General features: G+C 43.4%; 18 protein-coding genes. 8 read left to right on the forward strand and 10 right to left on the reverse strand.

The features are described from left to right. Positions 1-77 precede the first annotated feature (77 nt). The gene (locus AB6E54_RS10655) at positions 78-974 is read right to left on the reverse strand and encodes a LysR family transcriptional regulator (RefSeq protein WP_009845717.1); all 897 of its coding nucleotides are present in this window, start codon (positions 972-974) and stop codon (positions 78-80) included. Positions 975-1,082: 108 nt separating this feature from the next. Between AB6E54_RS10655 and AB6E54_RS10660 the strand changes: the two genes are divergently transcribed. The 3 genes from AB6E54_RS10660 to AB6E54_RS10670 all read left to right on the forward strand — a co-directional run bounded on the left by AB6E54_RS10660 (position 1,083) and on the right by AB6E54_RS10670 (position 3,159). Beyond that, positions 1,083-2,288: a multidrug effflux MFS transporter gene (locus AB6E54_RS10660; RefSeq protein ID WP_372103852.1), complete on the forward strand. Its 1,206-nt coding sequence runs from the start codon at positions 1,083-1,085 to the stop codon at positions 2,286-2,288. A 100-nt stretch (positions 2,289-2,388) separates the two neighbouring features. Continuing rightward, on the forward strand, positions 2,389-2,739 hold the full coding sequence (locus tag AB6E54_RS10665; protein WP_372103849.1) for a hypothetical protein: 351 nt from the start codon (positions 2,389-2,391) through the stop codon (positions 2,737-2,739). 285 nt (positions 2,740-3,024) lie between these two features. Next, positions 3,025-3,159, forward strand: a complete 135-nt coding sequence (locus AB6E54_RS10670) for a hypothetical protein (protein WP_010431176.1) — start codon at positions 3,025-3,027, stop codon at positions 3,157-3,159. Between the two features lie 153 nt (positions 3,160-3,312). Here AB6E54_RS10670 and AB6E54_RS10675 read toward each other — a convergent pair whose 3' ends face one another. The 3 genes from AB6E54_RS10675 to AB6E54_RS10685 form a co-directional block, all read right to left on the reverse strand. Then, complete coding sequence (locus AB6E54_RS10675) at positions 3,313-3,930, reverse strand: glutaredoxin domain-containing protein (RefSeq protein WP_017062739.1); 618 nt, start codon at positions 3,928-3,930, stop codon at positions 3,313-3,315. Positions 3,931-3,998: 68 nt separating this feature from the next. Then, positions 3,999-4,889 (reverse strand): DMT family transporter, encoded by an 891-nt coding sequence (locus AB6E54_RS10680; protein ID WP_372106926.1) that lies wholly within the window; start codon positions 4,887-4,889, stop codon positions 3,999-4,001. A 154-nt stretch (positions 4,890-5,043) separates the two neighbouring features. Then, positions 5,044-6,018, reverse strand: coding sequence for a porin (locus AB6E54_RS10685; RefSeq protein ID WP_017064330.1), 975 nt, complete (start codon positions 6,016-6,018; stop codon positions 5,044-5,046). A gap of 373 nt (positions 6,019-6,391) precedes the next feature. Here AB6E54_RS10685 and AB6E54_RS10690 point away from each other — a divergent pair, with 373 nt between their 5' ends. Next, on the forward strand, positions 6,392-7,408 hold the full coding sequence (locus AB6E54_RS10690) for a succinylglutamate desuccinylase/aspartoacylase family protein (protein ID WP_017067413.1): 1,017 nt from the start codon (positions 6,392-6,394) through the stop codon (positions 7,406-7,408). Positions 7,409-7,740: 332 nt separating this feature from the next. Here the strand turns inward: AB6E54_RS10690 and AB6E54_RS10695 are convergent, their stop codons facing one another. The 3 genes from AB6E54_RS10695 to AB6E54_RS10705 form a co-directional block, all read right to left on the reverse strand. Continuing rightward, positions 7,741-8,460: a DsbA family protein gene (locus AB6E54_RS10695; protein ID WP_372106928.1), complete on the reverse strand. Its 720-nt coding sequence runs from the start codon at positions 8,458-8,460 to the stop codon at positions 7,741-7,743. Positions 8,461-8,587: 127 nt separating this feature from the next. After that, positions 8,588-9,157, reverse strand: coding sequence for a protein disulfide oxidoreductase (locus AB6E54_RS10700; protein ID WP_372106930.1), 570 nt, complete (start codon positions 9,155-9,157; stop codon positions 8,588-8,590). 3 nt (positions 9,158-9,160) lie between these two features. Next, positions 9,161-11,224 (reverse strand): protein-disulfide reductase DsbD family protein, encoded by a 2,064-nt coding sequence (locus AB6E54_RS10705; protein ID WP_372106938.1) that lies wholly within the window; start codon positions 11,222-11,224, stop codon positions 9,161-9,163. Positions 11,225-11,419: 195 nt separating this feature from the next. Between AB6E54_RS10705 and AB6E54_RS10710 the strand changes: the two genes are divergently transcribed. Continuing rightward, the gene (locus tag AB6E54_RS10710; RefSeq protein WP_371722397.1) at positions 11,420-11,629 is read left to right on the forward strand and encodes a hypothetical protein; all 210 of its coding nucleotides are present in this window, start codon (positions 11,420-11,422) and stop codon (positions 11,627-11,629) included. A 516-nt stretch (positions 11,630-12,145) separates the two neighbouring features. Here the strand turns inward: AB6E54_RS10710 and AB6E54_RS10715 are convergent. Continuing rightward, positions 12,146-12,394, reverse strand: coding sequence for a hypothetical protein (locus AB6E54_RS10715; protein ID WP_017062732.1), 249 nt, complete (start codon positions 12,392-12,394; stop codon positions 12,146-12,148). Positions 12,395-12,645: 251 nt separating this feature from the next. Between AB6E54_RS10715 and AB6E54_RS10720 the strand changes: the two genes are divergently transcribed. Further along, positions 12,646-14,250 carry a mechanosensitive ion channel family protein gene (locus tag AB6E54_RS10720; protein WP_017064335.1) on the forward strand — a complete coding sequence of 535 codons (1,605 nt, stop codon included), beginning with the start codon at positions 12,646-12,648 and terminating at the stop codon, positions 14,248-14,250. A gap of 204 nt (positions 14,251-14,454) precedes the next feature. Further along, the gene (locus AB6E54_RS10725; RefSeq protein ID WP_065583710.1) at positions 14,455-15,288 is read left to right on the forward strand and encodes a RecX family transcriptional regulator; all 834 of its coding nucleotides are present in this window, start codon (positions 14,455-14,457) and stop codon (positions 15,286-15,288) included. A 132-nt stretch (positions 15,289-15,420) separates the two neighbouring features. On the opposite strand, the gene AB6E54_RS10730 is transcribed toward AB6E54_RS10725, so the two are convergent. Both AB6E54_RS10730 and AB6E54_RS10735 read right to left on the reverse strand, forming a co-directional pair. Continuing rightward, entirely contained in the window at positions 15,421-16,158 is a 738-nt protein-coding gene (locus tag AB6E54_RS10730) for a hypothetical protein (protein WP_102332665.1), read from the reverse strand. A 288-nt stretch (positions 16,159-16,446) separates the two neighbouring features. Then, complete coding sequence (locus AB6E54_RS10735) at positions 16,447-18,294, reverse strand: M3 family metallopeptidase (RefSeq protein WP_102332664.1); 1,848 nt, start codon at positions 18,292-18,294, stop codon at positions 16,447-16,449. A gap of 254 nt (positions 18,295-18,548) precedes the next feature. On the opposite strand from AB6E54_RS10735, the gene AB6E54_RS10740 reads away from it, so the two are divergent. Further along, positions 18,549-21,526: beta strand repeat-containing protein (locus tag AB6E54_RS10740; RefSeq protein ID WP_372168875.1), on the forward strand; the 2,978-nt coding region annotated here is incomplete at its 3' end.

Below are 21,526 nucleotides of genomic sequence, written 5' to 3' on the forward strand. Positions count from 1 at the left end.
TGCATTAATAATCTTGATATGCGTCTAGTTTATTATTGGTCGTGTTGTGTGATTTTTCAAATTTAGTGCAATATATTTCACAAAATTTGACTATTTCTTTCTTTGTCTAGCCTATCTTTTAGGTGGTCTAAAAATAGCTTGGTTCGTGTATGTGAGTAGTCAAGCTTAGGGTAGTACGCGTAAACCATCACTTCGTCGGCTGTTATATTTGGTAATACTGGAACCAGTGTCCCTTGTTTAAGATCCTCTTTGATCATTGCTTTGATGGTTAACAGTACGCCCATTCCTCGCTTGGCGGCATGAAACAAAGCCTCAGGGTTGGTGGTCGCAAAGTTACCGTTCAAAGTGATGCGCTGTCCTTTAGTTAGCGTGACTTCACGAATAGGACGCTCTCCCCATATTAAGGAGTTGTGCTGCTCTAAGTCTTGCTCGTTGATGGGATAACCATGTTTAGCCAAGTAACTTGGTGCGGCATAAAAGCTAGCTTTGTGTTCGAACAGTGGTGTTTTCTTGAAGCTTAACGAGTTGAGTTGTTCCAGTTCACGACTGATCACCAGGTCCAAGCCAAGCTCAGGTAATTGACCTGGCGTGGTGGTGATAAGCTGTACTTTAATGTCTGGATACTTTTCTAAGAAGTCGTCCATGTATTGCACGAGAAACTTAGAACCAACAGCAATGGTTGCGCCTATCTTTAGTAGGCCCGCAGGCGTTTGGTTAACCGATCGGGTTTCATCAATAATCGATTGCCAATTATCGAGCTGATCCTTGGCTCGCAGATAAAAGAGAGCCCCCGCTTCGGTTTGGCTGATTGAGCGCGTGGTGCGCTTTAATAGTTGAGTGCCGATACGTTCTTCTAACCAGTTCACTCTTTTGCTGATCGCTGAGCTGGTGGTATTGAGTTTACGCGCTGCGCCATTGAAGCTGCCTTCTTCCACCACTTTTACATAACTTTTTACGTTAAGAATCCAATCCATATTATTTCCTGTTGGGACTTAATTAAATTCCAATTTAGCTAATTATCAATTATTGGTTTTGAATGTAAACTCATCTGATGAACAAATAACAAACGAATAGGGAATTTTTTGAGCCAATCGACCTTTAAAAAAACACCGCTACTCTTAGCCATGATGATCATAGCTACAGGGCAGGTAGGGGTGAGTATCTATTTACCATCATTGCCGCTAATTGCTTCAGACTTAAGTGTGACTCAGGTAGATGTACAGCTGCTCGTTACGCTGTTTCTTGTGGGTTTTGGCTTGTCTCAGCTATTTTATGGGCCGATGTCCGATGCCGTGGGGAGAAGACCTATCTTCTTGTTAGGTCAGGGTGTTTATTTGATTGGTACTGTTGTTTGTGTTGTGTTTTCTGACAATATGACGGCGCTAGAAGTTGGTCGCTTGCTGCAAGGTTTAGGGGCGGGTAGTGCCTCGGTTCTTGGGCGAAGTGTGCTGCGCGACAGCTATGATGGCCTTCAACTGACCAAAGCACTGTCTTATATTTCGGTCACCGCTTCGATCATGCCGATTATTGCGCCCGTGTTTGGTGGTTGGATCTCATTCCACCTCGGTTGGCAGGCGGTGTTCCTGTTTGTTCTTGTGTATTTACTGGCGATATTCACTCTCGGCTATTTTGTTCTTCATGAAACTTTGCCATACGGGAAGAGCCGCTTTGAAGTCAGTCAAGTGGTCAAGAACTATGGCCGTTTGTTGACGAATCGCCAAGTGTTGACCAGTGCCAGTTATAATTGGATGAGTTACATGGCGAGTTTGGTGTCGCTATCACTGTTTCCATTCTTAATGCAAGAGCAATTGGGGCTGACAGCCGCTGAATACGGATCGTTGATGATAGTCCCTTCGGCTGGCTTACTGATTGGTAGCGTGGCTTTGAACTTGCTCAATCGTAGGTTTAGTACACCACAATTGATGAGTCTTGCGATTTTGATCATTTTAGCTTCAGGGACTTGGTTACTTACTCATGAGTTATCCATCTTTAACTTAGTGTGGGCATTTACGTGGTTAGCTATCGCTCAAGGTATCTCCTTCCCTCTATCGATCAGTATGCTATTAGAACCTCATAAGAAGAAAGCGGGCGCGGTGTCGGCATTGTCTGGTTCAATTCAGATGTGTTTAGCGGGTTTATTGGGTGGGTATCTTGTAGAGAGTTGGGTCACGACTCATCTTCAATTAGGCGTGTTCTACCTCATTATTGGTGCAGCCATGGGCGGAGTGCTTTGGTCTTCAACCAAAATGAACAAGAAAGGCGATACTGTTGAAGTGGAATATAGTTAAATGCCAAATTCACTATCGTTTAACGCACCATCGTTAATACGTTGTATTTGTGCTGATGGTTTTCTACAATGCTTCGGTCCATTGAATAGGTAAAAACAAAATGCAGCAAAATGAATTTGAAGTACTGGTAAAAGCTATCTGCGCACTAGATGGCCTGCCTAAAGCGCTTGAGCTATTGAAATCCAATGAGGATACAGAAGTCGCTGAGGCTGCTGCATCACTGACTGGTCAATTTGCACTTGCTGAAGTGGAAGGCGAAAAGCGTATTTACCACGTGACGCTTCAAGAAAATGAACAAGGCGAAGAGCAAGAGTACATCGAACATGTTATGAATGAAGGCGATGACTTAATCAAATTTGCAGCTTGGTTCTTTGAAACGATGTTTGAATTGAAGCAAAAAGACACATACCAAATTGCCGGTAAAACTTACAGACAGCCAAAGCGCAGCTAGGTTTCTCAGTAAAGCATTTTAGAAAGCAGCTCTATTGAGCTGCTTTTTTTATCAGTGTCTAAATCAATGTCTTGGGTTGTTATTAGGAATGGAGCATTAAGCTCAAACCAGAATTTAGGTTAACTCATTGATATACAAAAACAATGCTGATTAGCACAGAGACAAAATTAGGCTAATTGCAAATGAATGCTTAATATTGCATTAAAGTGTGATTTAGATCTTGTTTTTGGGCGTTTTAAGTGTAGAATCCGCGCTAAAGAAAGTTGACTATGTGCGGAGATAAGCATGAATTACGAACTAGGCCACGCATACCTTGGTCAAATGGCAGCAAAAAACATGATGCACGAAGCATTGTACGGCACTTCAAAGCCAAAGAAACCATCGTTCTTTAAGCGAATGATGAAGAAAATGGCTAAATAAGCATTTTCAAAAACGGAATTTTAAAAGGCCTTAAACTCGATGAAGTTTAAGGCCTTTTTCGTTTTAGCGATTGGTGAAAGTTATCGCTTTGTTTTGTTGTGGATGGACACAAAAAACACTAATTAAGCTTCTGACTAATGGCTTTTAATGAACTCAGCCAGCAGATTGATTGGATAAGTCGACCACATTATTAGGGATGCTATCTAAGCCATTCTCTTTCATCCACGCTTCTAAGTTATCGGCACCACCGATGTACTTACCATCAAGCCAGATCTGCGGGACGGTGACCGGTGTTTTCTCACCAATGTGTGCTTTTACCTCTGGAATCATACGGTACAAAGCGGCGCTATCTTTTACGACATCGTGGTATTGGTATTCAACACCCGCTTCATCCAACATTTTCTTTGCTTTAACACAGAATGGGCAGGTCGCCTTACCATAAACGATGTTGCCTTTTAAGCTGTCTCGTTTGGTCCACTCTTTGATCACGGATTGGATTAACACACCGCGATTAAGCGCTTCACCTTGGCTGACAACCTTGCCTTCAACAACAAGGATTGGAGCATGCCAAGAGCCTAGTTTTAGCGGCTCCCACCAGTGAGACAACCAATCTTTCACTTCCAGTTCGACATCGACATCGGCCAACTCATTCTCAAAAGTATCCTTCAGAATGTCTTTGGTAAGGGTACATTCTCCACATGGGATGTTAACTTTAAATGGACCCCAACTGCCTGCCCAACGGTATAGTGTAATCTTGACTGGTTTCTTCATGGTTACGGCCTCGTTTGAATTCTCTTATCCATATAGAACGGACTGTCGAACTATTTATTTCACCAACCTTAAACTTTCTTCACTTTTGAAGGTTTTTTAGTTTCCCAGTGCGTTATAAATGCAACTGACGCAATAATAATAGCAGCCCCTAGCCATAAACGACCCGGTGGAACCCAACTAAATACAATCCAACCTGCTAAAACATTTAGCGGTAATTTGGCGTGGTCAAAAGGTTGCACAAACGAAGCATCAGCGACCGAGTAGGCTTTTACTATCGCCCATTGAGCGAGTGCCGTCATAACACCGATAACAATCAATATAGCCCAGATTGTACCGCCGCTTGGCGTTTGCCAATCTGGCCCAGCAAGCAGGATGTTAAATGGTGTGATTAATAGTAGAAGATAGACCACCATGGTTGAAGGACTGTCTTGCGAAGAGAGTTTTTTCACCATCAGTGAGTAGCATGCCCAGAAGAAAGCGGCACCGACTGGTAATAACGTTGCCCAGTTAAAATCTTCAGCCCACGGCTCTAGAATCACCATCGCACCCACGAAGCCTGCTAAGGTCGCGCCCCAGCGAGCAGCCCCAACTTTCTCTTTTAAGAAAAGCCCTGAACCAATGGTTGCAAACAATGGCGATGTCATGAGAAGGGCAATGCCTTGCCAAATTGGTACTGGGTAAGCCAGTGCCCATATCCAAAGTTGAATACCAATAACAGACAAGAAGACACGGAATACGTGCAATTTGAGGTTGTCGGTTTTTAGTGCGCGACGAATGCCCAGCGTTTTCAGATAAGGAAGAATAGCGAACAACGCGATGGCGTATTGAATGACGGCAACGGTGGTAGAAGTAAGTCCGAAATGAATGCTAGCAATTTGAGTTAGGCTGTTAATAACGGCAAAGGCTAGGCCTGCGGTTAGCATCCAGCTAGCGCCTTGGATCGGATGGTGTTGTGACATGATGCTTCTAATTATTTGATGTGGTACACCTATGATACGGATTTAGCACCACTTAACCAGAAAAAGCATTGATGAAGTCAGTCAGAATATTTGAATATGAAAAAAGGTTGAGCTATTGCCCAACCTTTTAGTCTGTATCTAAAGTCGATTTAGATTAGAAGTCGTAACGGATGCCCGCTTGTAGTTGGTCATCTTTATTGTCTCGCTGTTCAAACTTGTAACCAGCATATGTGCGAATGTGGCCGTTAAACTTGTACACCGCTTCAATAGCAAAGTTATTTGCTTCTTCGTCAGCCGCTTTATCGAACTCGCCGTAGTTGTATACGCCAATTAGTGATAGCTGTTTAGTTGCTTTGAAGATAGCTGAAAGCTCGTAGCCTGTGTAATCTTTATCTGCAACTGAAGCCATTGTGTATAGACCACCAACCGTAAACGCATCCATAGAAAATTGAGCTACAAGGTTGATTTGATCGTCATCGAAGTTACCATTCTTTTGAGAAACATAACCCGCACCAAGGTCAAAAGCGCCTAGGTTATACATAGCAGCAAGGCCAAAACTATCTGCATCTTTTTCATTTGCAGCGATGTAGTTAGCTTGTACCGTCAACGCGTCAAACTCGCCAGAGTAAAGGAAGTTATTCTCACGCTTATCTTTGTTGCCATCAACGGCATCAGCAGCATCTGCACCAAATGTTGCCATTGTATCTGTAATGTCAGTCAGCATTACCTGTGAAGAATCTTGCTTACCGTATGAGAACTCACCGAATTTGGTTCCTAAACCTGCGTAGTAGTAGCGATTGGTAAGAGATTCATTTTCAATTTTTACAGTATTGCCACTTCCGTCTTCGAACTCTGTTGTTGATGCGCTAGTGAACTCTGCTTCATACTTACCGAATCCATATAAACCGTCAGAAAGTTCAGATTTACCTGAAATATTCACACGAGCTCGTGACTTGTCTTTGAAAGAACTGTCAGATGCGCTTTCGTTGTTGTCAGATACGTTGAAACGAGCCTCCGCACGACCGCCAATTTTAAGTTCTGTACCATCAGAGCTGTAAACTGTTGCTGCTAGAGAAGAACCTGAAACTAGTGCTGCTACCACTGCAGAAGCTAGAACTGCCTTTTTCATAATCACTTACCTTGTATTTTAAAATCCGTGAGCAATGTGCTCTCCGTTTCGATATGAAGCTAATTTAGAGCAGCTAAATTAAGCTTTCATTTCTATAAAATTACATTTTCGTGAATAGGGAACTTTTTAAGTGTTGATTTTATTGCACTTTCATTTCAATAGACTGAGTGGTTTGTGAATGGTTATATAACTTATCGGTTCTTAAGTGCAGACTTTCACAAGCTTTTATTTAGGGGAAGTGATGATATGCGTGAGTATTATGGGAAAGTCAGAGATTGTTCATCTTATTAACTGTTTGTACTGATTAAGATATCCTCTATGATGCAAAAACTTAGAAGAGAATAGATTTTGCTCAACAAGATGGAGACGTTGGATGAAAACAGAGTACTTAGGCGATGTTTTACAAGGTAGGCAGGTTATTGGCTCCTTGAATGTTGAAGACCTACCCGTTGGAGAGCACCAGTTTTGGTTTCAAGTAACCAGTGATGGGCTAGGGCAACCCAAGAACATGCCGGTTTCTGTTTTCAAAGGCAGTCAAGCAGGTCCTAAGTTGATGATCACCGCTGGTATTCACGGTGATGAGCTCAACGGTGTGTTGGCTGCTCAGCAAATTATCAGAGACTTAGTCGGTAAAACTCTCAAAGGCACGGTCACGATAGTGCCTACTGTGAACTTGTCGGGTTTGCTTAACCACAGCCGCGATTTTATCTCTTCGGATCCGGGCTCTTGCCCTGCCAACCTTAATCGACTCTTTCCGGGTGATGCGAATGGCTTAGCGGCAGAGCGCTTTGTTGCGTCTTTGTGGGAGCGTTTGCTTAAGCATAATGCCACCTTCGCCGTTGATCTCCACACTCAAACTCGTGGCGCAGTCTACCCACTTTATGTATTTTCTGATTACCGCATAGAACAATGTTTGGAGATGGCGAGGTTGATGCAGCCCGATTGTGTTCTGAATGACCCAGGCGATCCAGGTATCTTAGAAACGGTTTGGAATCGAAGTGGAATTCCGAGCATCACGGTGGAAGTTGGTATGGGGAAATTTACTCAGCCTGACATGATTCAACGTGCGGTAGACGGTGTTTTTAACATGCTGTCTTATTATGAAATGTTCGAAATTAACCTAAATAACCCAGACAAAATGCAACTGCCGAGAATGGATTGGATAGAGGGTAATGATGTGGTTTCTATCCGCGCTGATATTGGTGGTTTTGTATTGCCGCAGGTTGAGCTTCTGCAGAGCGTAGAACAAGATGATTTATTGGCTATTCAATATGACGCTTTTGGTAATGAGTGTCGCCGTTATCACGCGCCGTCTGCTGGACGTGTCCTTAGCTACAACGTGGATGCGTTAAGGGAGCCGGGTGCGCTTGTTTGTCGCTTGCTAAGTTAGGCTTAGTCGGTTGGACGTTTCTGTGCTAATACACTGTGTTGCTATCTAAAACACGTAAAAAAAAGACCGAGCAAGGCTCGGTCAAAGGACAGTTGTCTTGAGTTAACACGTCTTTGACTCATCGACAGAACTGCTTTTAGCGTAGCGAGGGTAAATTAAGAATCTATTGCGAGATGGTGACACTTCGACTTTTTTTGTTTCAAAACCATGACTTCAAAACTGTCGTTTCAAAGTGTTCTATTGTTTCGAAGCAATGAAAAAGCCGACTGCGGGTTGCGCGAGTCGGCTTTTATTCACTTCTCTTTCGAGTCTTTATCTCTATCTACACTCGACTAAAAAGCGTCATCCACGATATCTTTAAGTCGGTCGTAAGGCACATACCCTGGTAAAACATTTCCGTTCATCATCATGGTTGGAGTGCCCGTTAAGCCGAGTGCACTGAACGTTTGATGGTTAGTGGTTAGAACCTGGTTTTGTTCTTGAGTTGTTTTTAGTTCCGCCTCTGTTCCCGTCTTCTTGGCAACGGCTTCTAGTGAGCTTTTCGAGTGAATACCGCTTTTCGCCATCAGCAATCTATCAACTTCAGGGAATGCTTCTGGGTTATCTTTCCATACTTTCATCGCGTATAGCGCCGCGTTGGTGTCTAGCCCCGAAACCTGTTGCTGCTTAAACGATAAGTACACGTTGATCACTTTAATGTCGCTGTTTTCAGAGGCTAATTGAACCAAGCCTTTTTCCAAGCGCTTACAGTAAGGGCAGTTATAGTCGGTAAAGTTAATGATGACCGATTTGCCATCCGGATTGCCCGTGATTGGGTGGGCGTCATTGTTGTATAACCAATCATGGCTTTCCGCTTGGGCTTTTTTCGTTTGCTCTTGACCTGCTACGTACTGCTCTAAACTGGTATGCAATCCAGAGATCGTCGATGGGTTTTCCTTCAGGAATTGATTAATTTCTTCAAGTTGTTGAGTTTGTTCTTTGTTTAATTCTGCGAAGGCATTAGTACTCATTAATGAGCCTAAAATCAGTGCGCTTATCAGATGCTTTTTCATATTGTCTTTTCTCTAATTCGTGATAATCGTGAGCGCTTATTAGGTTGCGCTCACATTAATATTGTTTGTTAAACTGGCTGAGTCGGTTTATTTACTTAGCTTTGCTCTGTTTTTCTTTGTGAGCGATTTAGGCAAAGTAGGTTCTTAACCACAGGCCGATAGGGGATGTAACGCCGGTTGCGGTACTGCTAATCTTTCCATCTTTGATGATGGCAATACTTGGCGTGACATTAACGCCCCAACTTCTGCTGATTGACCCAGAAAGATCATTGATAACAGGGAAGTCATACTCTTTTGCATCCAAGTAGCGCTGGACACGTTCGTCTGGACCAGACGATAGAGCGACCGAAACCACCTGATGGGAATCACTGAAGCTATTAACCGTCGGGCTTACAAATTTGCAGGCACCACACCAAGTCGCCCAAAAATAGACAATGACTGGCTTACCATTTTTGCTTAGCTCGATAACATCAATATCTTCGCCTTGGAGCGATTGACCCACAATTGGAATCGCATCGCCCTGAGGCATGCTTCTGCTGTGATAAAAGTCCATGGCAAATGAAACCACGCCAACGATCAATATCATTGAAACCAGTTCCTTTCCCCACTTCTTAAGACGACTTGGCTTTTTGGCCTCACCCTTTACAGCGTCGTCTTCAATCGTGCTAGATTTATCTTCATTGTTGGGAGTCTTCATCAGTTATCTCGCAGCGTCGATGGCTTGAACGACAGTGTCACTGTTGAGAATGACAGGCAGTGGAATACCGCTTTTATAGCTCGGGCCGTAGACGATATTAAATGGCACACCAAATCGCCCATTACTTTGTAAGTATTGAGTGACACTTTCACTTGGTGTTGTCCAATCACCTTTCATCAAAACAATGTCTTCTTGCTGTAGGTGACTGTAGACAGGGTCTTGAAGGATGACGCCGATCTTGTTGGCTTTACAAGTGATACACCAATCAGCAGTCACATCAACAAACACCGTTTTGCCTTCATCAACGAGCTGAGGGATTTGCTTCGCATCCAGCTTTTGCCAAGCGAGATCGTCAACAATCGGAGTCGCCCAGTTATCAGCGGTGACACTACCGACGATCAATGCAGCACCAAACACCAAGGTTGTGGTTGCGACGATAGGAATAAGCACCTTGCGACCCAACTTACGGCCAATCCAAATCAATACTGAAATCACGATAAACAGTGACAACAGGATCGTCGGGAATTTACCAATGAATGGGCTCATTAGGCTTGTTAACCATAGACTGGTAATGAACATCATTAAGCCAAATACCAGCTTAACTCTGAACATCCATGCCCCAGGTTTTGGAAGCAGTTTTGTAAGACTCGGGAACAGCGCGAAAATCAACCAAGGTGCACTCATACCGATGCCGAGTGCGATAAAGATAGCCCACAACTCTTGGTAGCTTGCCCCAAGTGCATAAGCAACTGCGGTTCCTAAGAACGGAGCACTACACGGCGTTGCCAACAGCGTCGCAAACATGCCTTGAATAAAGTGGCCTGAATGTGAGTCATCGCCTTTGGTTGCCATCCAGGTGTTTAAACCTGATGGTAGTCTGAATTCGAATAACCCAAGCAGGTTAATCGAAAACAGCAAAGTGATGATCAGCATGAACCCGATGAACCAAACATTTTGGAACTGGATTCCCCAACCAATCGCATTGCCACCCATTTTTAGAACGGTCATGCCAAGGGCTAGGAGTGCAAATGATGTAATGACACCTGACGCAGAAGCTAAGAATGAGAGTCGGATATGACGATTAGATGCGCCTTGATTTTGGATGATGCTGTTTAGCTTCATTCCTAATACAGGCAGCACACACGGCATAATATTGAGGATTAAACCACCAATCAAAGCAAAGCCGATCATTGCAAGAAAACCGTTGTTACTTGCTTGATAAGCAATAGGTTCTGACCCAACTTGAGCTGTCATCTCTTCGGCAAAGTTTGTGTCTGAAACGGTGACACTCACGTTACGGTCCGTTAAGTCGACTTCACCTATCCAGTTGCTCACTTCAAATACGGCCGTCATTGTATTGTCTGTTATGTGGACGCTTGGTTGAGAGAAGAAGTCATCAATCACTTCTTGCCCGTCAATCAACACCATTGGCTTATCCCAGCCATTTTTACTTGTCAGCTGAGTAACCAGTTGCTGCTTGCTCTTGTCCCAAAATAGACCATTGACTGAAGTGCGATTAGCTTCTCGTGGAGATTGGCTCATGCCTTGGTTGAACAAGAACATCGCTTCTTCATCGAGCGCTAAAGTTTGTGGGTCAATCGGCAGTTCGATATCGTAATCGGTTAACACACAGATATTGGTACACGACGGAAAGGTAAACGATGCCCTGAATATCGCAGGCTTCGTGTTGTCTTTCAGGGATAAAGTGACAGGAAAGCTGACATGTTTTTTGTAGCCTAACGTCATGACGTCAAGCTGCTCGTAGTATTTAGGTATCGGCCAGTGCCACTCTACTGACTCTATATTAGTTGAATCAGACCAGTCCCAGCTTGGCGGAATGCCACCTTCACCTGGGCTGCGCCAATAGGTTTTCCAGTCACCGTCGAGTGTAACGTCCAATACAGTTTGAACGGTACCGCCGTTATCCGACTGTTCACCCGTCGACATCATTCGCATCTTAACTGGCGGATGCTCAGGCACGCTTATCCAGCCCGTGGTTTGAGCCAGGGCGGTAAATGACGTCATGACTAAGATTGCAGTGACGAAAGCTTTTGCGCATGTGCGCATGCAGAATGCCAACGAATCGACAAACTTAGTTAGTAGTGTGTTGTACACAAATGTATCTCCAAAAAATAAATAAAAGGGTGTAGTAGCCCGGTTATTTACTCTCTAAATATACAGTGCTTTAGATGCAATCGGTGTTTTGTCGGTCGAGTAGAGCGATGATTGTCTCCGGATAATCTCGAGATGTGCGGAGATAAGTTGAATGCAACAGCAATCATCAGAACGAAAGGGATCAGCCAGCCCGTTTTAGGTGCGGCAAAGGTCAGCATTTTCGAACTTAGGCTGCATGAATTTGAATTGGGGGACGTTAACATTTTTGAGGCTTCTAAGCCGAAAACGCTGGCGTATAGAGCAGCCATTTTTTCTGAAGAAGCGATGTTGGTTTGGGGATTACTGGTTTCTGTATGAGTTTGTGTGCCAACTAGGACTGATTGGCCATTAGCGGATGCAGATAACGATACTTTCTTGACGGCCAGAGTGCTCGCCAGACAAGTTACGATAACCAGTCCGGTAAGGAAGAGCGCCCAAAGCGAATGCTTTTGTCGGCGGTTCTGTGTGGATAAGAAAAGTAGCGATGTGTTCAGCAAATTAGTCAGTAATCAAATCTGTTAGTCGTTAAAGCAAGCTCATTGAATTGTGGTTAGCTTAGATAAGTTCTCTTCGTGCCACAAGTCATAAAATGGTTAAAGTGAAACTATGTATAAATGCGGGAAACGGCAGATACACGATAAAAGACGCATAAACACCAATTCACGCGAATACGACATTGAGCTGTAGCTAAAGTTCACAACAACTGAAAGTTATCGCTAATTATTCTGTATTGAGTGGTTTATTAACTATCAGGACGGGACAGGCGATACAAAAAAGCCCAACAGATCGTCAGTGAACGTGTTGGGCTTTAATCATTGGTGCTATTGGAAAGGCTTAGTGAGTGCGGCGAGGGCCGTTACGTACCAAGTCTTTACCGTTATCAAACACCTCTTTGGTGATCCAGCGAGCAAGCAGAACTTTATGGCTGCTATTGAATACAGCAACGAAGTGACGACCATCTGAATTATTGGTTGCCATGCCTACACCTTCAACGCCTTCAAGGCCTAAACCGCCAGCTTCCACTGAAATTAGGAATTGCTCTAGTTCTTCTAGAGACTCAATAATATCAAGTTCGTTGTTCATTTTTATGCTCTCTTGCTGTGAGCCAACATCGTATTTAGGGCGCTTTAGTGCTGTGCTCGAATGAAGATATTGGCTGTTGTTCTTTGTTGGATGCGTACTCTACAGGTCATAAGAGGGGATTGGAACTCTCAAATATTAGAAGCAGGCTGATAATTTGCGAATTTTTAACATAACATACGTTTAAATGCTTGTTATCCATATTCTTTTTACTACTATTTATAGGGTCAATTTAGACAGTGATAGGAATTAATATGATGAAGGTTTGGCGTTGTCTATTGTTAATGTTGGCGTTTGTCGCATTTGGAAGTTATGCGCAGAGCGTTGAGAAAATCGCAGAAGTACAAGATCAGTTAATGCTCGATCTAGCAACATTAGAAACGGCGCATGATGCTGAGAAGCCCTTTCTTGAAGATATCTTAAGGCGTAAGAATCAGGGCCTACGCGAAGAGATTTTTTCACAGCTATCGTCAGATAAAAAAGAGGGGCTGGATGTCACTCTTGCTCAGCAGGTCGAACTGCTACAAAAATTGCTGTCGTTGAATGAAACTAAAATCGTTTCAATGAGTAAAGAAAACCGTTCCGCTGAAGGTGACGCTAAAAAACGCCTTGAATTGCGTATTCAAAAACGAATCGGAATGATGGATGTCTATTATCAGCAGCTTGCTAAGACCTTAAATTGGTCGAAAGAGCGTGGTGTTGATGTTGCTGTTCCTGAAGGTGAGCTCAAAACGGCACTTGTTTCTCGTTCTCAATATCTTACTAATGCAATTCTATACACGGATACACAACGTCAAGATTTAGAACGCCGGTTATCTTATGTAAGTGAAGAAGAGAAAGCGACGATTAAAACTGAGCTTGAACGCTTCAGTGAGCGAACTAGCGTTATGGTCGCGAGCTTAGAAGAAACCATCACGCTAATGGAACCGTTTGGCGTGGATGTGACTTCGTACAAACGTGTTTTGCTAGCGACGACAGGTGACATTAACGCCGATGTGTTGGATGTTGATGTTGCACTGGAGCTGTTGGATGGTTGGCTTCGTTCGTTCAGTTCATGGGCTTTTGAAAATACCCCTTCTTTTATCGTTAAACTTGCTCTGTTTCTCGGTATTTTGTATGTAACTCGCCTTATTGCTAACGTGGCTCGCAAAACCGTTCGTAAGAGTGTTTCGCACTCTAAAATGGACTTCAGTGTATTGATGCAGGACTTCTTTGTATCCATCGCATCTAAAGCGGTCGTGTTTATTGGTTTGCTTATCGCACTGTCTCAAATAGGGATAGAGCTAGCACCTCTTCTTACTGGTTTCGGTGTAGCCGGTGTCATCATTGGTTTCGCATTGCAAGACACACTATCTAACTTTGCATCGGGTTTGATGATCTTGATCTACCGTCCTTATGACGTCGGTGACATGGTTAAAGTGGCAGGCGTGCAAGGCACGGTAAAAGACATGAGCTTAGTATCGACGACTGTTCAAACCATTGATAACCAACGCTTGGTGATCCCAAACAACAAGATTTGGGGTGACGTGATCAACAACATCACGGCAGAACGTGTAAGACGTGTTGATATGGTTTTCGGTATTGGTTATTCAGATGATATCGATAAAGCGAAAGCGGTATTGAACGACATCATTCTTGCACACCCTCTAGTGTTGAAAAAACCAGAGCATATGATCAAGCTTCATACCTTGAATACGTCTTCTGTTGATTTCGTAGTACGACCTTGGGTTAAGACTGATGACTATTGGGATGTGTACTGGGATGTAACGGAAACCGTGAAGAAACGCTTCGATGAAGAAGGCATCACGATTCCATTCCCTCAACGAGATGTACATATTTACAATCACGAAGAGAACTAAACGAAAGATCTAGTATGAAAAGCTATTACGAAAAAGCTAAGCATGGCTTAGAGCCATCATTCTTAATGTGATATCAAATGGACGCTGAACAAGCGTCCATTTTTATTGGCTGCCGTTTATATTGAGCTTCATTCTTTTATGTCACTCAACCGCCTTAGAATTACGTTATGATGGGGTAGGCTTAGTTTGGACAGTTGAAATCGAATGGATGATTCACAGAAAAAAACGAATACTAGAAATACACCTGTAAGAAAAGCGACCCGAATCGAAAGCGTCATGAACTCTGCGATGTGGCATTTAACTCAGCGAGATATGACGGAAAGCGAGTTGGTTGCGAAGCTCAAAGTGAAAACCGACAATCAAGAATGGATCGATGAAACTCTAGGGACACTGAAAGGCTTCGGGTATCTCAAGTCTGACCAAGTGTTTGCTGAACAATTCGTGGAACAAGCTTTTTCTGGTGAATTCGGTTCTCGATATATTGTCGAAAAATTGAAGAAGAAAGGCCTGACCGATTCAGTGATTTCTGATGCAATCCATAAGGTGTCTTTCGAAAAGTCTATTGATGAACAGACCATCCTGATAGACCGCATCAACCATTACTATACAAGTTTTACCATGAGCCGTGAAAAGCTTGTCGCGACCCTGCAAAAGCGTGGCTTTAGCTATCAACAAGTTAAGGTAGCGATTGACCAGCACCCACAAGCGCATCAACTGAAAAGTAACATTCAAATTAAGGCCGAGAAAGCCGACTTGGAAAAAGAGGTGCTCAAGTACGCTCGTAAAGGCAAGGGACTGACTGCCATTCAGCAAGAACTTAGACAACGACAAATCGACACAAGTGAACTGTCATCGCTCATCGACCGATTGATTAATGAAGAGCAGCTAGATTTCTATTCTTCGTGTTTAGAACAGTTGCAGAAGAAGCCTTATGACCTAAACGATCATAAAGAACGCTCTAAGGCTTACGCGATGCTAAGTCGAAAGGGGTTCTCTTCTGACGAGATCAAATTTGCATTGAGTGAAGATAACGAATAACTAAGCCGGAAAAATTTCCTATTGTAGTATGTTGGTTTGTCCTAAGTAACTATTGGACAAAAACGTTTTAGGTGTACTGCTCTAAACCGTTTCGTTCAGATTAGAAAAAGTCCTTGAAACCTTAAACGCTTGTTATGCGATTGGACACTTTTTCAGAGATCTAGCAAAGTAAAACTCTTTTGCACTTTCGATACTTTGCTTATTTACTGCTGCAACATCAGAGTAATTAAGGAAACTGTCTGGAGTATTAGCTGCAAACGCAAACTTAGGAGAGATAGGCATTAAAAAAAGATCATGATAGCTGTCCGCACATAAGAATTGACCTTTGCTTGCTTGGAGCAAGCCCCACTTTACATCTTTAAAGTCGAGCATGTGTTGGTCGATTCCAGATTGGATTAGATGCCCCGTCAATTGTCTCGCTGGAATTTCACCCTCTGAATTCACAAATCCTGCACGCTTAACCTCAATGATTTCCTGTTGCTCCTTAGTTAAACGAAGGCCGGGCACACCACTAAGTTTTGCGTTTGACAAACGATTTAGATGAGCCTGATGACGTAAACGCCATAAGACAAAATATTTAGATATTGCATGGTGGTTTCTTTCTTTTGAAATACCAAGGTTATCGATTTGCTCATGATAACCATGCTCAATATCTACCATGTAACCACGCTCAGCACGCTCATCCCAATTGCGCTTAGTACAAAATATTTTCGCTCGCTTGTTCCGAGGGAAGGTTAGAGAAGTTGACTTCTCAAATACTTCAACATTGTCGGTATGGTTATAAAATTTACCTATTGAATGCGCTGTATGAAAATGCTGTTCAATTGTAATTCCTAGTGGATTTCTCTTTCTAGGTCTTTCGTATTCCATGGTTCCCCCTTGAATCGCATAACGCTTTATAGACGGACTTTTTCCGTCTATGTTGCTGCTATTTGTTATGAAACTCAAATGTTATCAATCTGTTGTGTGAACTTGTGTATATTTACAGGGGTGAATTACGGAAAAACTCCGTATATGAGACTAAAGTACGGATTAGATTAACTTGGTCTTTTGATGTAATGGCTAGATCGTCCACTCATTTGGTCTGAGAAGCTTTGGGGCAAAAATGAGTTATGTCACTACTCATTTTTGCCTTTTTCATTAGCATTAAAACTCAATCTATCGACCGTATTGCCCAACAATGAATTTCTCAAACTCATCACACATCTGATGATTTGATTTGTCATTATTCGCCAACTCGGTAGCCCCATCAACGATCGATATCTTCGCATTCAAATCAGAGACTGGTGCACGTTCTCTTGTCGACAGTTGTTTGATTTTTTGCTCCTCAATCGCCCAAGCTTCCTCTGGCGATAAGTTACACTCGTCAGCAAGGTATTTGGCATTGAAACCTTCTCCAGTCAGGCTCTCTATCGTTCCATTGTGATTAACGCTATTGCCTTTATACCAATAGTGCTTAGCTAACAAAGGGCCGATCTCTGGGTTATCCGTTAAGTAGCCAAACTTATCAGTGAAATACGCACGAGTTTGATACACCGCCATATGAGCCAGCAGGTAGCCTTGATACGCGCAAGATGCTTCATCCGACAATAGATGCGGGATCGCCATTAATGGGCGAGGGCTACAAGCTAATCCAAGAATCGTTTTCTCACTGCTACGAGCCAGAGCAGTGATCTTTTCAGGTGTCAGATCTTCATCCGCCAATTCGTAAAGTGCTCGCTCGAAATACGGAACCACTAAAATGCTGCGCTCTTGATAAGCTCTGAAGGGCTGTTTGTTATCGATGATTGCTTTGATTAACTCGTCAGGTACTGCTTGGCCATCTGCATTAAGCGCGTATTGTTTGAGCCAATCGGCATCATTCAACAGGCTATCACAGAACATAGACTGAGTTTCCGCGTAAGCCATCGAGGTCGGTGCAAACTCTTGAGAGAAGCACGGCGCGTTCATTTTCACGTTGGCAAAGTGAGCAGCGTGACCACCTTCGTGGAACAAGGTGTTAATCCCATCATAACCACTGCCTACCTGATCGGGCTTAGCATTACTCGTGAAGTTGACTTGAGCCGCTACCCAAGTGTCTTGATCGTAGAAAGAAGGGATAGGGCCATGGCAGAAGCCATTAGGGTACTTACCTTTGCGATCAAGCAGATCCAATTTTAATGTCGCTTGAGAGTATTCGATGTTTAGGCGACCAAATGATTCGATCCAGCGTCGAAGTGACTTTGAGAATGGAACATAAGGATCAAGATCATTCATAACGTCACCTGCAAAAGAGTAGGTAAAGTTATGGGCTTGAAGTGCATTCTCGCTTTTCTGCTCAGCCAAATTGGCTAGGCTTTGCTGATGGCTATCACGCGTGCGTGCTTCGAAGTCATCCAGAATCGTAAACAGTTGTTCTGTCGTCATCTGTTCGGTTTTTACCACCGAGTAATCAAAGAAGGTTTTAAAACCCAGTGATTGAGCAAATTGGTTACGTTTTTTGATCAGTTCAATAAAGCCGTTAGCCAGCAGCCATTGCTCTAAATCTAATAGTGCTTGATGTGCAGAAAGCCTAACTTGTTCATTACCATTACTTCTAACGGCTGAACCTAAAACGGGCAGTGACCCTTCTGTTTCATCGCCTGTTTCATTTACGTAAGTCATCACGTGATTCTGTTTTTTCTCAAACAGTTCAGCCTCAAACTTTATGAGTTCGGCTTTAAGCTTCTGTGACTGTTCAGACTCAATAGCGTGAGATCTAAAGGTCGCTAACCAACCATTCAAGCCTGTCAGTGTACTCTCTTTTTCGAGGGGATCTTGAATTTCATCGATAACAGCGAGTTGCGTTTCGATAGCAGTAATCTGTTCGGCAGAGCTAAGAAATTCCGTCCACTGAGTCTGCGCGAGTGTCGAACCATCGTGGTCGTCACTGATCCCCATATATGTATCCCAAAAGAAGTCTTCTTTCGCTTTATGAGTCGCAAGATACTTTTGATTCAATTGGTTGAGATAGTTCGTTGCAGTCATGACATTCCTTGAAAATTAACCAGTAATTTCAACATTATGACACATTCATTGAATGTATTTTGTGATGATAGATATAACTGAATGCAAGTCACAGCCTATCGGTTTACTTTACAGCGTATTAGTGATAATTAATTAACTGTTAATGGTTTGTTGTTTGCTAGTATTAACTAAAGAGAGTGTGCTGATTTCTCCGGCTTTTTATTGAGTAAATTGATGTTCTCAAGGTCAGCGTTTTTGTAAGGAAGAGGTTTAGGATGGATCCTATTTTATATATCGAAGTTGGTGGTGTTGTGTGGCAAGTATTCCCTGATGGGACTTGGCTTCAATTACCTGCTACGCAGCCAAAAGTTGAAGGCGTGCAAGTCGTCAGCATTGAACCTCAGAATTTACAAGAGGCTCAGCCCCTAACCGAACCACAAATCGCCGCAGTTGAACAACAGTTGGAAAAGGTGGTCACCGAACTCGTCAACAACATTGAAAGCGCACCTCAACAGCCTAACTCAGTAAATGATCAACCTAGTTCCAGCGCCTCTTTTATTGCTTATGTTCGTTCCACCTTAGATGAAACGCTCGCTGAGGCGGGTTTTGATACGCGTCCTGCAGAATATGCCGACGAAGATACAACCTCGAATGAGGGTAACCTTGATATTCTGTTACCTAGTGCACTATTAACCGTTGATATTTTGGATGGTGGAGACGGTTACGAAAATCAGTTTGAAGTACCAAGTGTCACGATTACGGGCACGGCAGTGGATGTTCGAGACGGGCGTACCGTTGTTCTGACCATCACTGATGTTAACGGAAACACAGTAACCACCACAGCCATCACAAGCGATGAAACGTATGTCGTCAATGGGGTCGACCTTTCTTCATTGGAAGAGGGTGATCTCCAAGTCGACGCTGTCATTGCTGATGATTTTGGCAATAGCATTACAGCTAACGATTCCACAATCAAAGACACATTAGCCAACATTGAGGTTGACTTCGATGGCTTTGGTGATGAGTTTTATAACAAGTTTGAAGTAGAGAATGGCGCATTAGTTGGTACTGTAGTCAATGTTGAAGATGGACAGACTATTTCAATAACGATTACAGACAGTAACGGCTTATCTGTGAGTTACTCAACGGTAGTCTCAGGAAATAGCTGGACGCTCGAAAACCAAGATTATTCCAATTTCGCCGAAGGTGAACTCACTGTTGTTGCAAGCACCATAGATATTGCCGGAAACCCTACCACAGCAACGGATACCATAGAAAAAGATACGATTGACCGGATTCTCGTTCGATTTGATGGATTTGGTGATAACTATTATAACGAAAATGAAGTTGGCAAAGGTGCTCTGATTGGAGCGATCTTCAATGTCGAAGACGGCCAAGCTATTGATATTAAGATTACAGATAGCAATGGTTTATCTGTTGACTATACCACAGTTGTTTCTGGTAATTTTTGGAGCCTGAAAGACCAAGATTATTCTGGCTTTGCCGAAGGTGAGTTGACGGTTGTTGCTAGCACGACTGATGTTGCAGGCAATACTATTTCTTCTACCGATACAATTATCAAAGACACGTTAGTGAACATTGGTGTTGATTTTTCTGCCTCTGATGATGAGTTTTATAACCAAGCTGAAGTCTCTAATGGAGCCTTGGTTGGTACTGTGGCAAATGTGGAAGATGGTCAAACTATATCCATTACGATCACCGATGTTAGTGGCAAATCGGTTGATTATTCCACGGTTGTGTCTGGAGGTACTTGGACTCTGACTGGCCAAGACTATTCAGGTTTTGCTGAAGGTGAGCTAACGGTTGAAGCAAGCGTTACGGACGTTGCGGGCAATACAGCAACATCTAGCGATACCATCGTCAAAGATACACTAGTTAGTATTGGCGTCGATTTCTCTGCATCGGATGATGAGTATTACAACTCAGCAGAAGTGAGCAATGGCGCATTGGTTGGAACGGTACTAAATGTTGAAGATGGGCAAACCATTTTCATTACTATTACGGATAGTGCTGGCACCTCGGTTGATTATTCCACGGTTGTGTCTGGTGGTACTTGGACTCTCACTGGTCAAGATTATTCAGCCTTTGCGGAAGGTACGCTAACGGTAGAAGCAAGCGTTACGGACGTTGCAGGCAATACCGCCACTTCTAGCGATACCATCGTCAAAGATACGTTGGCGGACATCAGTGTGGATTTTGATGGTTTTGGTGATGAGTATTACAACTCTGCCGAGGTCAGTAATGGCGCATTAGTTGGCACGGTGACCAATGTTGAAGATGGTCAGGAAGTTTCCATCATTATCACCGATGTTGATGGCAAGTCAGAAAATTATACCGCGACAGTCACTGGTGGCGAATGGACTCTCACAGGTCAAGATTATTCAGCCTTCGCTGAAGGCACTTTAACGGTAGAAGCTACGGTTACCGACATTGCGGGCAATACAGCGACCTCCAGTGACACAATAGTCAAAGACACGCTGGTGGACATCAGCGTGGATTTTGATGGTTTTGGTGATGAGTATTACAACTCTGCCGAGGTCGGTAATGGCGCATTAGTTGGCACGGTGACCAATGTTGAAGATGGCCAAGAAGTTTCAATCACTATCACCGATGTTGATGGCAAGTCAGAAAATTATACCGCGACAGTTACTGGTGGTGAATGGACATTAGTCGGCCAAGATTATTCAGCCTTCGCTGAAGGCACCTTAACGGTAGAAGCTACGGTTACCGACATTGCGGGCAATACAGCGACCTCCAGTGACACAATAGTCAAAGATACGCTGGCAGACATCGATGTCGATTTTGATGGTTTTGGTGATGAGTATTACAACTCCGCCGAAGTGAGTAATGGCACTTTGGTCGGAACGGTGACCAATGTTGAAGATGGCCAAGAAGTTTCAATCACCATCACCGATGTTGATGGTAAGTCAGAAAGTTATACCGCGATAGTTTCTGATGGCGAATGGACATTAGTCAGCCAAGACTATTCGGGTTTTGCTGAAGGTACGCTAACAGTAGAAGCAAGTGTTACAGACGTTGCGGGCAATACTGCTACTTCTAGCGATACCATCGTTAAAGATACGTTAGCGGACATCAGTGTCGATTTTGATGGTTTTGGTGATGAATATTACAACTCTGCCGAGGTGAGTAATGGCGCACTGGTCGGCACGGTGACCAATGTTGAAGACGGTCAAGAAGTTTCAATCACTATCACCGATGTTGATGGCAAGTC

It is taken from the genome of Vibrio sp. 10N.247.311.49 (genome assembly GCF_041467655.1).
In the GTDB taxonomy this organism is placed as follows: domain Bacteria; phylum Pseudomonadota; class Gammaproteobacteria; order Enterobacterales; family Vibrionaceae; genus Vibrio; species Vibrio crassostreae_C.